Genomic DNA, 13,689 nt, shown 5'->3' on the forward strand with positions numbered 1-13,689 from the left:
CTGACATGAGCGATCCCACACGCGCACGCAAGATTGCCGACAGGATCAAGGTCATCGTGGCCGAAACCCTCGAAAAGCGGGTCAAGGACCCGCGGCTGGGCTTCATCACGATCACCGATGTTCGGGTGACCGGCGACCTGCAGAACGCAACTGTGTTCTATACGGTCTTCGGTGACGACGAACAGCTGGCCTCAACGCAGGCGGCGCTGGAATCGGCACGCGGTCTCATCCGCTCCGAAGTGGGCAAGGGCCTGGGCATCCGACTGACCCCGACTCTTGAGTTCACGGCGGACGCTGTACCGCAGGCGGCTGAGGACATCGAAAACCTCCTGGCGAAGGCCCAGGCGCGCGATGCTGAAATCGCGGCCGCATCCAAGGGAGCGGTTCCGGCAGGGGACGAAGACCCCTACCGGAAGCCCAGGGAACGAAAGCCGAACGAGGACTTCGACTTCGACGCCTGACCGGATGTGACGAAACTCGTAGGGGGCGGCTTTGCATTGTGCACAGCCGCCCCCTATGCTTTATAAAGCTTCGGTAACGTTCATTAAGGATTGGATACATCAGTGGGTAGACACTCAGCACCTAAGAAGAGCGCTTTCGCTGACGTCGCTGATCTTCTTGGAGCGCTTCGCCCGTCGCAGCCCGGCCGCCGTTCCGCCCGCCGCGAAGCAGAAACCCTGACCTCCACGGGGATCCTCGCGAAGGTCAACCGCCGCCCGGTTCTTTCGGCTATTGCCGTCCCCGTTGCAGCAAGTGCTGCAATTGCAACATCGGCCGCCGTTATGACCAACAACGGCGCAGGCGAAGATGACACCGCAGCTTTCGCATCGAAGCTCGCCCCGGAAGCCGACGTCATTTCGCCCAAGGCTCCCAAGGACGCCGAAAAGTCAGTCAAGGCCGGCGCGGTCTCTCTTGCCGAACCTGTTGAGGAAAACACCGACGGTTCGGCCGGTTCCGGTGCAGCGTCCTCGAACGGCTCCGCATCCGGTGCTTCCGGCAGCGGCTCCTCGTCTGACAGCAAGTCCTCTTCTGCTGGTGCCGCAGCGGCTTCGGGCAATGTGTCCGGCGCAAAGTGCTCGGTGTCCTCGTCTATTGAAAGCGGACTCACCCCCAACGCGATTTCCGCTTACCGTGCGGTCTGCGCCCAGTTCCCGCAGGTGAAGTCCTATGGCGGCCGCCGCAATGACCCCGGTTCGGATCACCACACGGGCAACGCCGTGGACGTTATGATCACCGGTTCGACCGGCGACGCCATTTCGAACTACCTGATCAAGAACTCCTCGAAGCTCAACATCAAGTACATCATCTGGGAACAGCGAATCTGGATGCCCGGACGCGGTTGGAAGCAGATGGAAAACCGCGGAAGCGCGACCGCGAACCACTTTGACCACGTCCACATTTCTGTGAAGTGACGAAATCTTCTTCTGGTCCCACCGGGCTTCTGCTGATAGACAAGCCCGGTGGGATCACCAGTCACGACGCCGTTTCGCGCACCCGTCGCTGGTACGGCACCCGCAAGGTGGGGCACGCCGGCACCCTTGACCCCATGGCAACCGGCCTTCTTGTGCTTGGTCTGGGGCAGGGGACCAAGCTTCTGACCTATGTGGTCGGGGCTGATAAAACCTACACCGCCACCATGCGCTTGGGCTCGTCAACGCCCAGTGACGATGCGGACTCATCGCCCGATCGTTTCGCCGACCCGGCCGTTTTGGCGGGGCTGACCGTAGCTGAGATTCGGGAAGCCGTGGCAAAGCAGACAGGCAGTATCGAGCAGGTGCCGTCGGCTGTTTCTGCCGTGAAGATCGAAGGCAAAAAGGCCTATGAGCTTGTGCGCGCCGGTGAAGACGTCCAGCTCAAAGCCCGTTCGGTGACTGTTTCTCGCTTCGACATTCACGATATTCGCCGTGCTGAATCGCATATCGACGTTGATGTCTCTGTCGACTGCTCCACCGGCACCTACATCCGCGCCCTGGCTCGTGACATCGGCGAAGACCTCGGCGTGTACGGGCACCTGACCGCTCTGCGCCGGACCCGTATCGGTCCTTTTTCCGTTGAAGACGCTCACGAGCTTCCAGAACGGGGTCAGGTTGACGAGGTGTCGCCTCCTGAGCTGATCGACCTCGGTTCGGGTGCGGCTGGTCTCATGCCCGCAGTGAAGGTCGATGCGCAGGTTGCGCGGGGTCTTCTGCAGGGGCGGTTTCTGCCTATTCCCGAGGCCGATCCGAGCGCCGACAGGTGTGCGGCAATTGCCGACGGCAGGCTCGTTGGTGTTGTCGAGCCGCGGCAGGGTGCGTGGAAGATTGCGGTGGGCACCGCCTTGCTCGAAGATTACAAGCAGTAATCACTTGTAAAATAAAAAACAAGTTATTTTGCTTGTTCGCGCGCTGCTTTGCTGAAATACTGTCTCTATGTTCGTCATCAACGCCGATCAGCGTGATTCGCGCAGTGAACCCGACCGAGTGCCGGCCTTGTTGTCTGCTGCGTCGGAGTGTTCAGCTGTTCTGCCTTTTGAGCGGACAGTGGGGGATGAAGTGCAGGGCGTGTTCGCCACCGGGGCGGATGTGCTTGCTGCACTCGAGGTTATTCTCCGCAGCGGGCGTTGGTCTGTCGGAATCGGCATCGGTTCCGCCGAGCTTGCAGAAACACCTTCAGCCTCTAGGGGTGATGCGTTTCTCGCCGCCCGCTCCGCCGTTGAGACCGCCAAAAACCGATGGCAGGAAATCGCTGTGCGCTCACCTGCCGGGCCCGTAGAGCCGGCCCAAACGCTTGCCGGCTTCACAGCGCACTGGATCGAGAAGGCAAGCGACAGGCAGTGGGAAGTTCTTTCCTTGGCCCGCAAGCACACTCAGCGCCAGGTGGCCGAACAGCTGCAGATCTCGCAGCAGGCGGTGTCTGACTCGCTGCGGGCATCCAAGGCCACGGCCGTTGAAGAGGGAGTCACGCAGCTGGAGCTGCTGCTCAACGAAGAGAACGGACGCCACGATGCTTGAACTGGTGGCTGCTTTGGCCGCTGGACTCGCGGCCTCACTGATCGGCTGGCCCGTGACGTCCCTCATTCTGCGAGCCGCCGCGAGCAGGCGGGAAAAGCCGGCGTTGGACATCAAGCAGGAGCCTGCGGTGCAGGACGCCCCCGCCATCGACTCTCCTGGTCTGCTCCGCGGGGGACTGTGGATCGGTCTGCTCGAAAGGTTCACTGCGGCGGTTGCCATTGCGCTAGGGCAGCCCGAAGTTCTCGCCGTCATCGTCGCGCTCAAAGGGCTCGGACGCTTTCCTGAGCTGCGTGCGTCCCGCGCGGCGGGGGAGAGGTTCATCATCGGCAGCCTTGCGTCGCTGGCAGTGGCCGGTGTGCTGGGTGAAGCAGCCCGGTTTCTTGTGCGCTACGCTTAGCCCGTCCCAAACATAAGGAGCGTCGTGGAGATTTTCCGGTCGACAGCAGAGTTCGCTGCCGGGCCTAAGCGTCTGCAGGCGGCCAACGCCGTGACGATCGGCAATTTCGACGGTGTTCACCGCGGCCACCGGCTGGTGCTGGGTGAACTCGTTGCCACGGCGAAACGACTCGCAGTTCCCGCCGTCGTTCTGACTTTCGACCCTCACCCGGCGGCCGTGCACAGTCCCGAGCACGCCCCGAAGCTCATCATGGGACTTGACGAGAAGCTCGACAAGATCGCCGAAACCGGCGTCGATGCCGTTCTCGTTCAGCACTACACCCTCGACTTCGCGCAGGCGAGCCCAGAGGAGTTCATCCGCGATTACCTCGTGGGCCACATGCACGCCAGTGCGGTTGTCGTCGGCAGCGATGTCCGCTTCGGCCGAGGAAACTCCGGAGACCTCAATACTCTGCGCACCTATGGCAGGGAATGCGGAATCGACACCGTCATCGGCCTTGACGACCTCGGCGACGACGGCGGACGCTACTCATCGACAGAAGTCCGCTCGCTCATCGACGCTGGTGATGTCACGGCGGCAGCCCACATCCTGGGGGAACCCCATTCGGTGACGGGAACCGTCGTCCACGGCAACGCCCGAGGCCGCGAACTCGGCTTCCCGACTGCCAACCTCGGATTGGTCGACGGCATGATTCCGGCCGACGGCGTGTACGCCGGCTGGACTCGCTTCAACGGCGGAGAGCGCCTGCCCACGGCAATATCCGTGGGCTCTAACCCCACGTTCTACGGTGATGACCGGCGCGTGGAAGCGCACATCATCGGTGTCGACTTTGCAGACCTCGACGTCTACGGGGACGAGGCCGAAGTCGAATTCACCCACCGCATTCGCGGTCAGGTCGTCTTCAACGGCCTCGACCAGCTGATTGAGCAGATCGCCCTAGACGTCCGCGACATCTGCGCCGCCCTGGGCATTGAATGCCCGCAGCAGTCCGAGGGTCGCCTCGGCTGACATTTCGGCAGCCTCGTCGAGGCTGAGTGAAAAGTCATCGCCGGCCTTCGGGCCGCACAGGTCTGAGATCGCGCGTACTGCACCGAACGGAACGCCGAAGGTGTGGGTCGTCTGTGCGATGGCCGCGGTTTCCATGTCCGTGCTCAGTGCCGCGGGGAACGTCTGCCGCATGTGGCCGATGTTGGCCTCCGTGATGAACGATGCGCCTGACAGGGCCTCGCCGAACTTCACCCGGGTATTCTCGGCGGCCCACTGCCGCCCAGCGGCAAGCAGTCGGGCGTCTGCAGGGTAGGCGGCGGGCATGTCAGGCACCTGGCCGGGTTCGTAGCCGAAAGCGGTGGCGTCGGAGTCGTGGAAGCGCACGCTGTCGGCAATCACCACATCGGCAATTGCGATGTCCTCTCCGACGCCGCCGGCTGACCCTGCGGAAATGACGGCGCGCGGTTCGTACAGCATGGCCGCCTGTGTTGTTGCGGTGGTTGCGTTTGCTAGGCCGATTCCGCTGCGAATGAGAACAGCGGGTCCGAAGTCGAACTCCAGTCGGTGAAAAACCGCCGGGCCGAGTGTCCGCAGGTGCTCACGGCTTTCGGCAGCGGCCAAGAAGGGTGCGGCCTCCTGGTCCATCGCCACCTGGATGACAACGGGGCCGCTGGGCAGCTGGCTGGGGGCCATCAGGCGAACACCTGATCCCATTCGCCGCGCTTGGCGAGGAAGTCGCGCACAGCGGTCTTAGCGCCTTCAAGGGAGTGGCTTGCCGCCCAGCCGCACTGCGTTTCATTTGCGGCGGGAACAGCTTCGGCTTCCAGGAGGTCGTTGAAGGCCTTTTCCAGAATCGGCAGGAACTCCGCCGGTTCGATGCCGTTGGTCAAAGCGTAGAAGCCGGTCTGGCAGCCCATGGGGGAGAAGTCGACGAGGCCGTCGGTGTGGTTGCGCATGTGGTGTGCCGTCATGTGCTCAATGGAGTGGATGGCGGCCATGTCGAGGTGTTCTTTGTTGGGCTGGCAGAATCGGACGTCGTACTTGATGAGTTCGACTCCGCCGGGGAACTCCTTGCGGTCGGCAACGCGCACATAGGGTGCGGCGACAGCTGTGTGATCGAGGCTGAAGGATTCTACGTTTGTGGTGTCCATGGCTCGATTATCGCAGAGTGGTGCGGGCGTGTTAAGGTGGTCTCTGCCGTTTTGCCGGCCGCGGTCTGATAGGGCATTCGCACCAGGCGAGTGCGCCGCGCAGCGATTTCTGAAGGAGAACCGCATGGCACTTGACAAGTCCGTTAAGCAGGAAATCATCAAGGAATACGCGACCCACGAAGGCGACACCGGTTCCCCGGAAGTTCAGATCGCCGTCATGAGCCGCCGTATCAAGGACCTCACCGAACACTTCAAGGAGCACAAGCACGACCACCACTCGCGTCGCGGTCTGCTCCTGCTGGTCGGTCAGCGTCGTCGTATGCTCAAGTACCTCGCTGAAACCGACATTGAGCGCTACCGTGCGCTCATCGCGAAGCTCGGTCTTCGCCGCTGATCATCTGATCTTCACTCAACGGCCCGCCTGCGTCCCGCAGGCGGGCCGTTGTGCTTGATACACTGAGCGGTGTCCAATCCCGCATTCTGCCGGTGATCGACAGTGGCCTCCGCAACAGAGAGCGTGCGTGGGCTTCGATCGAGCACCGGGTGCGGGGACGCTTTCAGTCATCCCCTATGAACGGAGACTCTTTTGGGTATTCACCCTTATTCCTCAGTTGCCCACATTGACAATGGGCGCTTCGGTTCGCACACGGTGCGCTTCGAAACGGGCCGTCTGGCCAAGCAGGCCAGCGGTTCAGCCGTTGCCTACCTCGACGACGACACCATGCTGCTGTCGACCACGACCGCCAGCAAGAACCCGCGCGAAGGCTTTGACTTCTTCCCGCTGACCGTCGACGTCGAAGAGCGCCAGTACGCCGCCGGCAAGATCCCCGGTTCGTTCTTCCGCCGCGAAGGCCGTCCCACCACCGACGCGATCCTCGCGTGCCGTCTGATTGACCGCCCGCTGCGCCCGTCCTTCGTCAAGGGCCTGCGCAACGAAGTCCAGGTGGTCGTCACGGTCATGTCGATCAACCCCGACCACATCTACGACACCCTGGCCATCAACGCGGCCTCCATGTCCACCCAGCTGGGCGGACTGCCGTTCTCCGGCCCCATCGGCGGTGTGCGCATTGCGCTCATCGAAGACCAGTGGGTTGCGTTCCCCAACCACTCGCAGCTGAAGGACGCTGTCTTCAACATGGCTGTTGCCGGTCGCGTGGTCGACGGCGACGTGGCCATCATGATGGTCGAAGCCGAAGCCGGCGAACAGGCCTGGGACCTTATCAAGGCCGGTGGCCAGAAGCCCACGGAAGAAGTTGTGGCAGCCGGTCTGGAAGCCGCTAAGCCCTTCATCCGCGAACTTGTTCGCGCACAGGAAGAACTCGCTGAAAAGGCCGCCAAGCCGGTTGCCGAGTTCCCCATCTTCAAGGCCTACGAAGACGACGTCTACGACGCTGTGAAGGAAGCCGCCTACGACAGGCAGGCCAAGAACTTCCAGATCGCCGACAAGCAGGAGCGCGAAGCCGCAGCTGACGCTCTGCTGGACGACCTCTACGAACAGCTGGGCGAAAAGTTCGAAGGCCGCGAAGCTGAAATCGCAGGCGCCCTCAACGCGATTACGAAGGACATCATCCGCCAGCGCATCCTCACAGAGCAGGTGCGCATCGACGGTCGTGGTCTGAAGGACATCCGTCCGCTGTCGGCCAATGTTGATGTTCTGCCTCGCGTGCACGGTTCGGCACTGTTTGAGCGCGGCGAAACCCAGATCCTCGGGGTTTCGACCCTCAACATGCTCAAGATGGAACAGCAGATCGACTCGCTGGCGCCGGAAACCTCCAAGCGCTACATGCACCACTACAACTTCCCGCCGTACTCGACCGGTGAAACCGGCCGCGTCGGAAGCCCCAAGCGCCGCGAAATCGGCCACGGTGCCCTCGCTGAACGCGCCCTCGTTCCGGTTCTGCCCAGCCGCGAGGAGTTCCCCTACGCCATCCGCCAGGTGTCGGAGGCTCTCGGCTCGAACGGCTCGACCTCGATGGGCTCGGTCTGTGCTTCGACCCTGTCGCTGCAGGCAGCCGGTGTGCCGCTGCGCGCACCCGTGGCAGGCATCGCCATGGGCCTGGTTTCGGACATCATCGAAACCGAATCGGGCCCGCAGCGCGCCTACGCCGCACTGACCGACATCCTCGGCGCTGAAGACGCCTTCGGCGACATGGACTTCAAGGTCGCCGGAACGGAAGACTTCATCACGGCTATCCAGCTGGACACCAAGCTTGACGGCCTGCCGGCCTCCGTGCTCGGTGCCGCACTGAAGCAGGCCAAGGAAGCCCGCCACGCGATCCTCAATGTCATGAGCGAAGCCATCGACGGACCGGCTGCTGAAATGGCTCCAACCGCTCCGCGCATCCTGTCGGTTGTCATCCCGGTGGACAAGATCGGCGAGGTCATCGGCCCCAAGGGCAAGATGATCAACCAGATCCAGGAAGACACCGGCGCGGAGATCTCGGTCGAAGACGACGGCACCGTTCTGATCGGCTCAACCGACGGCCCGTCTGCTGAAGCTGCTCGCGACGCCATCAACGCGATCGCCAACCCGCAGGTTCCGGAAGTCGGCGAACGCTACCTGGGCACCGTTGTGAAGCTCATGAGCTTCGGCGCCTTCGTGTCGCTCAGCCCTGGCAAGGACGGGCTGCTGCACATCTCCGAGCTGCGCAAGCTCAACGGCGGCAAGCGCGTTGACGACGTCGAAGACGTTGTCGGCGTGGGCCAGCCCATCCAGGTTGAGATCTCGAAGATCGACGACCGCGGCAAGCTGTCGCTGGTTCCGGTTGTCGACGAAGAGCAGTCGTCCGACGAAGACTGACCTCACCCTTGACTGAACCTCTTCACCGGGAGGACAGTGCGGTAGCCCGCACTGTCCTCCCGTCTGGTATTCGCATCATCACCGAAACAATGCCGGGCTTGGGCTCGGAGACCTTCGGCATCTGGATCGGCTCCGGCTCACGCAGCGAAACCGACGACACTGCCGGCTCCACCCACTTCCTTGAGCACATGCTGTTCAAGGGAACCCGGCAGCGCACCGCGAAGGACATCGCGCGGGAATTCGACAGGCTCGGCGGGGAAGCCAACGCGGTGACCGCAAAGGAGTACACCGCCTACTACGCCCGCTGTCTCATCGACGACCTCGATCGCGCGGCCGAAGTGCTGTGCGACATGGTGTTCAATTCGCTTCTGGACCCCGCTGAGTTTGAACGCGAACGCAAAGTCATCATCGACGAACTCGCGATGGCTGCCGACGACCCTGTCGACGTTCTCTACGAACACTACGATTCGATCATCTACCGCGGTTCCGGCCTGGGCCGTCCCGTGGGCGCCACAAAGCAGCGCATCGCGCAGCTGGACCACAGCGAACTCGTCGACCACTACGCGTACGCCTACACGGGACCGCGGATCGTCATTGCGGCCGCCGGGGGAGCGGAACACGAAGCTGTTGTCGAGGCGTGCCGGCGCGCAGCCGAGCACCTGCCTGATGAGGTGAGCGGCACCTCGGCCCCGGTTGGCGACACCTCGAGTGCCGCAGCCGAACCGGCTCCCGTGTTCCACGCCGACCGCGGCGGGCTGGTCAAACCGACCGAACAGCAGGTGCTGCTCACGGGTGTCCAAGGCCTGCACCTGGGGCACCCGGACCGCTTCACGCTTGCGGTACTGCAGATGCTTCTGGGCGGCGGAATGTCCTCGCGCCTGTTCCAGAGCATCCGTGAGGATCGCGGCCTGGCCTATTCGGTGCACTGCGCGGGCTCTCAGTTCAGCGACATCGGCGACTTCGGAATCTACGCCGGGTGCGCACCGGAAGATGCGCCGGAGGTTCTGCGGCTCATCCGTGCGGAGTGCGCAGAACTGGCCGAAAACGGACCGACCCCTGCCGAGGTGGGAGACACTGCCTCTGCCAGTGCGGCATCCGCGGTGCTCGCCATGGAAAGCTCGGCGGTTCGGATGAACCGTTTGGGCCGCAGCGAACTGACCGGCCAGCCGCTTCTGACGACTGACGAAATCGTCGAACGGACCCGCTCCGTCACCCCAGAAGATGTGCGGGAGCTTGCCGCACGCCTGTTCGGACAAGAATGGGCCATGGCCACGGTCGGTCCGCTTGACGACCTGGATTTGTGACGATCCACCCCATCGACTGCATTCTGTGTACTCGACGCCACCGAGCGAAAGGACCACGATGAACACCACCGGCGGACGCCAGCTTGCCGCGGCTCTCAAAGCGCACGGCATTGAGCAGGTCTTCGGAATCCCGGGGACGCACAATCTTGAAATCTTCGCGGGTCTGCACAGCGAGGGGATTCGCGTCATCACACCCCGGCACGAGCAGGGCGGCGGCTATGCGGCCGATGGTTCTGCGCGTGTTTCTGGCAAACCATCCGTGCTCATCACAACGACCGGCCCGGCTGCACTCAATGCGGCCGCAGCCATGCTGCAGGCGCATTCAGACTCCGTGCCGGTGCTGCTGATCAGCCCGGGTGTTCCCGTGCGTCACCCGGGTCTGGGCAATGGTCTTCTGCACGAGGTTCGCTCACAGTCGGGTGTTTTTGACTCCATTGTCGAATCGTCGGTTCGGGTGACGTCGCCCAGCGAAATCCCACGCGCCGTGGCCCACGCGTTCGCGACGATGACCACGGGTCGCAACACGCCCGTCTACCTGGAAATCCCACTGGACGTCATCGAAGAGGAGGGCCCGCACACACCGGTGCTGCCGGTGTCCACAGATGTCCGGCTGCCGCTGGACGAGGCTGTTCTGGAATCTGCGGCCCAGGCTCTTCGCTCCGCGAAGAAGCCGCTGCTCATTGCCGGGGGAGGCTCCCGAGGTGCCGGTCGGGCCACAGCGCAGCTCGCGGAGGTTCTGGGCGCCCCTATTGTCGAAACGACCGCTGGAATGGGTGTTCTCGAATCGCCCAACCGGGTTGGCGCCATCGGCGGTCTGGCAGCATTCCACACCCTGCTGGGGCAGGCGGACGCGCTCATCGCGATCGGCACCGAGCTCGCCCCGAGTGAGTTCTGGGACCCCGGTATGCGACTGCCCGAAACAATTGTTCGCATCGATATCGACCAGCGCGCCATGATCACAAACGCCTCGCCTTCGCATCCGCTGCTGGCGCGTGCTGAAGACGCGGTGGAAGCACTGGTTGACAAGCTCGGCGGGCAGCGTGCCGAAGGCGAACTGTGGTCGGCTCCGCTGGCTGAGGAAATCGAAGCTGAACGCGCCGAATGGCACAAGCCGTTTGCGGCTCTGACCGAAGCCATCAACACACACCGGAAGACGTTGGACGGACCGCTGACGCTCGTGGGCGATTCGTCGATGTCCTGCTACTACGGCCTGCAGCTGGGCGTTCAGCTGCGTGAGGGTGATCGTTACCTGTACCCGGCCGGCGGCGGCACACTCGGCTACAGCCTGCCGGCGGGCATCGGCGCGAAGTTCGCCCGCCCCGACGATGACGTCATCGCAGTGGCCGGCGACGGCGGATCGATGTTCACCATCCAGGAGCTCATGGCCGCGGTAGAGCACCAGCTGGCCGTGTCGTTCATCATTGTGGACAACGGCGGCTATGGCGAGATCGCCCGTGAAATGCTCGAACGTGGCGACGAACCGACAGCCGTAGCGCTGGGACGTCCGGACTTCGTTGCGCTGGCACGCTCGCTTGGCATGGAGGCGCAGAAAGTCACGGATGCAGCTGAGCTGGCAGCCGGTCTTGCCGAGGCGCGCAAGGTGCAGGCACCGCGTCTGTTCCTCATGGACGAACACTCACCAACTGCCGAATACCTGGTCAACAACCCGCAGTTCGGCAAATGAGCACAGTCGGGGTGCCCTGCCATCTGGAATAACCGGCCGGGCATCCCCCGTTGTAGCCGGTGACGAGCTTCGATAGGCCCGAAAGCGATAGCGACAGACGTCGCTCATTGACTTCTTAGGAGGAAGATATGACCGTCAAGTACGAACTTCCCGATCTTTCCTACGACTACGCAGCTCTGGAGCCGCACATCTCGGCCCAGATCATGGAACTGCACCACAGCAAGCACCACCAGACCTACGTCAACGGTGTGAACACCGCTCTCGAACAGCAGGCTGAAGCACGCGACAAGGGTGACTTCGCAGCCGCAGCCAAGGCTTCGAAGGATCTCTCCTTCAACCTCGGCGGCCACGTCAACCACTCGATCTTCTGGAACAACATGTCCCCGGACGGCGGCGACAAGCCGACCGGCGAACTCGCTGCCGCTCTCGACGACGCCTTCGGCGACTTCGACAAGTTCCGCGGACACTTCGAAGCTGTTGCAACCAGCATCCAGGGCTCCGGCTGGGCTGTTCTCGGCTGGGACCTGCTGGGTCAGGCGCTCACCATCGAGCAGCTCTACGACCAGCAGGGCAACGTGCAGATGGGCTACGTCCCGCTGCTGCAGCTGGACATGTGGGAGCACGCCTTCTACCTCGACTACAAGAACGTCAAGGCTGACTACGTCAAGGCCTGGTGGAACGTTGTGAACTGGGAAGACGTCCAGGCTCGCTTCGAGCGCGCACGCAAGCAGGGCGAAGGCCTCCTGCTGGGCTGATAGCTCCAACACGCAGAAGGCGGGGAACATGGTGTTCCCCGCCTTTTCTGTGCCCTGATTCTGTGGGCAGCGCGGCTCCTGGCAAAGCTGCCGGCCGCCCTGCCTGAACTCAGCGTTTGTGGTAGAGCGACTTGCGCTGGTACTTGGGGTCCGAGGTGACGCGCATCTGCAGGTTGCGGAACACCTCTTCGTCCACTGAACCCAGGAGGGTGGTGGTGTGCACATCGCAGCTGCGCAGGTCCTTCAGCTTGGCCAGCGCGGCGTCGGCGTGCTGGTCAGCCGTAGCTGATGCCGATAGCGCGATGAGAACTTCGTCCATGTGCAGGCGGGGATTGCGGCTTCCCAGGTGCTGGGTTTTGAGTGTCTGGATGGGTTCGATGTTCTCCGGCTGCAGCAGGTGCACGTCCGGGTCGATGCCCGCCAGGTGTTTGAGCGCGTTGAGGAGCATGGCGGCTGAGCAGCCCAACAGTTCAGAGGTCTTGCCGGTGATGATGGTGCCGTCGTGCAGCTGCATGGCCGAAGCTGGCTGCCCCGTGGATGCTTCGAGGTTCTGGGCAATGCCGATGATCGGCCTGTCCGCCGGGGTGATCTGTGCTCTGCGCATGATGACGGCGATCCGCTCCGACACCGTGTTGTCGAGGTTTTCTCGGCGTTCGTCAGCAAGCGCGGTGAAGTAGCGGCGGATGATTTCCTGTTGGGCCGCGTGCCGCACGACGCCGTCGTCGCTGATGCACATGCCTACCATGTTCACACCCATGTCGGTCGGGGACTGGTAGGGCGATTCTCCGTAGAGCTCTTCGAGGGTGGCCTTCAGCAGCGGGAAGACTTCGATGTCGCGGTTGTAGCTCGTGGCTTCCCTGCCGTATGCGCGCAGGTGGTAGGCGTCGATGACGTTGATGTCATCGAGGTCTGCCGTTGCGGCTTCGTAGGCCAAGTTGACCGGGTGTTCCAGGGGGAGGTTCCAGATGGGAAAGGTCTCAAACTTGGCGTAGCCGGAGGTGATGCCGCGCTGGCTGTCGAGGTAGAGCTGCGACAGGCACGTGGCGAGTTTGCCCGACCCCGGGCCGGGGCCGGTGACGACGATGAGGTCGCGAGTGGTTTCGACCCAGTCGTTTCTGCCGAAGCCGTCTTCGCTCATGATGAGCGAGGTGTTGCTGGGGTAGCCGGGGATGGTCACGTGCCGGGCGACCGTGAGCCCCAGGCGTTCGAGCTTGGTGATGAATTCGCGGGCTTTGAGGTTGCCGTCGTCCAGCTGGGTCATGACGACGTTGTTGACGATGAAGCCCTCGTCGCGGAACGCGTCGATCAGCCGCAGGACGTCGTCCTCATAGCTGATTCCCAGGTCGGCCCGGATTTTGTGCCGGTCGAGATCGCGCGCGCTGACGCAGACGAGGATTTCGAGTTCGTCCTTCAGTTCGGCAAGCATTGCCAGTTTGTTGTCCGGGGTGAAGCCCGGCAGAACCCGTGAGGCGTGATTGTCGTCGAAGAGCTTGCCGCCCATTTCGAGGTAGAGCTTGCCGCCGATGTCGCGGCGCCGCTGGGCGATGTGTGCTGACTGTTGGCGGATGTATTCTGCGCTGTCGAATCCGAGGGGAGCCTGCATGGTCTTTGATATTAACAC

The 13,689-nt window shown here is 62.9% G+C and carries 14 protein-coding genes; 11 read left to right on the forward strand and 3 right to left on the reverse strand.

Annotated features, from left to right (window positions below; all coding sequences use genetic code 11):
• The first annotated feature begins 5 nt into the window (after nucleotides 1–5).
• From rbfA to Bravens_RS01060, 6 genes are all read left to right on the forward strand, one after another.
• Nucleotides 6–461 (forward strand): 30S ribosome-binding factor RbfA, encoded by a 456-nt coding sequence (rbfA, locus tag Bravens_RS01035; RefSeq protein WP_019174862.1) that lies wholly within the window; start codon nucleotides 6–8, stop codon nucleotides 459–461.
• Nucleotides 462–563: 102 nt separating this feature from the next.
• A complete protein-coding gene (locus Bravens_RS01040; protein ID WP_062019527.1) occupies nucleotides 564–1,412 on the forward strand; it encodes a VldE C-terminal domain-containing protein in 849 nt (282 codons plus the stop codon).
• Nucleotides 1,409–2,341 carry a tRNA pseudouridine(55) synthase TruB gene (gene truB, locus Bravens_RS01045; protein ID WP_062019528.1) on the forward strand — a complete coding sequence of 311 codons (933 nt, stop codon included), beginning with the start codon at nucleotides 1,409–1,411 and terminating at the stop codon, nucleotides 2,339–2,341. The genes Bravens_RS01040 and truB overlap by 4 nt, the downstream gene beginning before the upstream one ends.
• Nucleotides 2,342–2,408: 67 nt before the next feature.
• Nucleotides 2,409–2,990, forward strand: coding sequence for a hypothetical protein (locus Bravens_RS01050; RefSeq protein WP_062019529.1), 582 nt, complete (start codon nucleotides 2,409–2,411; stop codon nucleotides 2,988–2,990).
• Nucleotides 2,983–3,387 carry a hypothetical protein gene (locus Bravens_RS01055; protein WP_062019530.1) on the forward strand — a complete coding sequence of 135 codons (405 nt, stop codon included), beginning with the start codon at nucleotides 2,983–2,985 and terminating at the stop codon, nucleotides 3,385–3,387. Before Bravens_RS01050 ends, Bravens_RS01055 begins: the two co-directional genes overlap by 8 nt.
• A gap of 24 nt (nucleotides 3,388–3,411) precedes the next feature.
• The gene (locus Bravens_RS01060; protein WP_373271333.1) at nucleotides 3,412–4,395 is read left to right on the forward strand and encodes a bifunctional riboflavin kinase/FAD synthetase; all 984 of its coding nucleotides are present in this window, start codon (nucleotides 3,412–3,414) and stop codon (nucleotides 4,393–4,395) included.
• Here the strand turns inward: Bravens_RS01060 and mtnN are convergent.
• On the reverse strand, nucleotides 4,324–5,067 hold the full coding sequence (gene mtnN / locus Bravens_RS01065; protein ID WP_062019531.1) for a 5'-methylthioadenosine/S-adenosylhomocysteine nucleosidase: 744 nt from the start codon (nucleotides 5,065–5,067) through the stop codon (nucleotides 4,324–4,326). The genes Bravens_RS01060 and mtnN overlap by 72 nt on opposite strands.
• Nucleotides 5,067–5,525, reverse strand: coding sequence for an S-ribosylhomocysteine lyase (locus tag Bravens_RS01070; RefSeq protein WP_062019532.1), 459 nt, complete (start codon nucleotides 5,523–5,525; stop codon nucleotides 5,067–5,069). The genes mtnN and Bravens_RS01070 overlap by 1 nt, the downstream gene beginning before the upstream one ends.
• 124 nt (nucleotides 5,526–5,649) lie before the next feature.
• Here Bravens_RS01070 and rpsO point away from each other — a divergent pair, with 124 nt between their 5' ends.
• The 5 genes from rpsO to Bravens_RS01095 all read left to right on the forward strand — a co-directional run bounded on the left by rpsO (nucleotide 5,650) and on the right by Bravens_RS01095 (nucleotide 12,068).
• On the forward strand, nucleotides 5,650–5,919 hold the full coding sequence (rpsO, locus tag Bravens_RS01075) for a 30S ribosomal protein S15 (protein ID WP_019174870.1): 270 nt from the start codon (nucleotides 5,650–5,652) through the stop codon (nucleotides 5,917–5,919).
• 192 nt (nucleotides 5,920–6,111) lie between these two features.
• On the forward strand, nucleotides 6,112–8,325 hold the full coding sequence (locus tag Bravens_RS01080; RefSeq protein WP_062019533.1) for a polyribonucleotide nucleotidyltransferase: 2,214 nt from the start codon (nucleotides 6,112–6,114) through the stop codon (nucleotides 8,323–8,325).
• 8 nt (nucleotides 8,326–8,333) lie between these two features.
• A complete protein-coding gene (locus Bravens_RS01085; protein ID WP_062019534.1) occupies nucleotides 8,334–9,629 on the forward strand; it encodes a M16 family metallopeptidase in 1,296 nt (431 codons plus the stop codon).
• Between the two features lie 58 nt (nucleotides 9,630–9,687).
• Nucleotides 9,688–11,313, forward strand: coding sequence for a thiamine pyrophosphate-binding protein (locus Bravens_RS01090; RefSeq protein WP_062019535.1), 1,626 nt, complete (start codon nucleotides 9,688–9,690; stop codon nucleotides 11,311–11,313).
• Between the two features lie 128 nt (nucleotides 11,314–11,441).
• Entirely contained in the window at nucleotides 11,442–12,068 is a 627-nt protein-coding gene (locus Bravens_RS01095) for a superoxide dismutase (protein ID WP_019174874.1), read from the forward strand.
• A gap of 109 nt (nucleotides 12,069–12,177) precedes the next feature.
• On the opposite strand, the gene Bravens_RS01100 is transcribed toward Bravens_RS01095, so the two are convergent.
• Nucleotides 12,178–13,671, reverse strand: coding sequence for a DUF1846 domain-containing protein (locus Bravens_RS01100; RefSeq protein ID WP_062019537.1), 1,494 nt, complete (start codon nucleotides 13,669–13,671; stop codon nucleotides 12,178–12,180).
• Nucleotides 13,672–13,689: the final 18 nt, after the last annotated feature.

Source organism: Brevibacterium ravenspurgense (genome assembly GCF_001584615.1).
Taxonomy (GTDB): Bacteria; Actinomycetota; Actinomycetes; order Actinomycetales; family Brevibacteriaceae; genus Brevibacterium; species Brevibacterium ravenspurgense.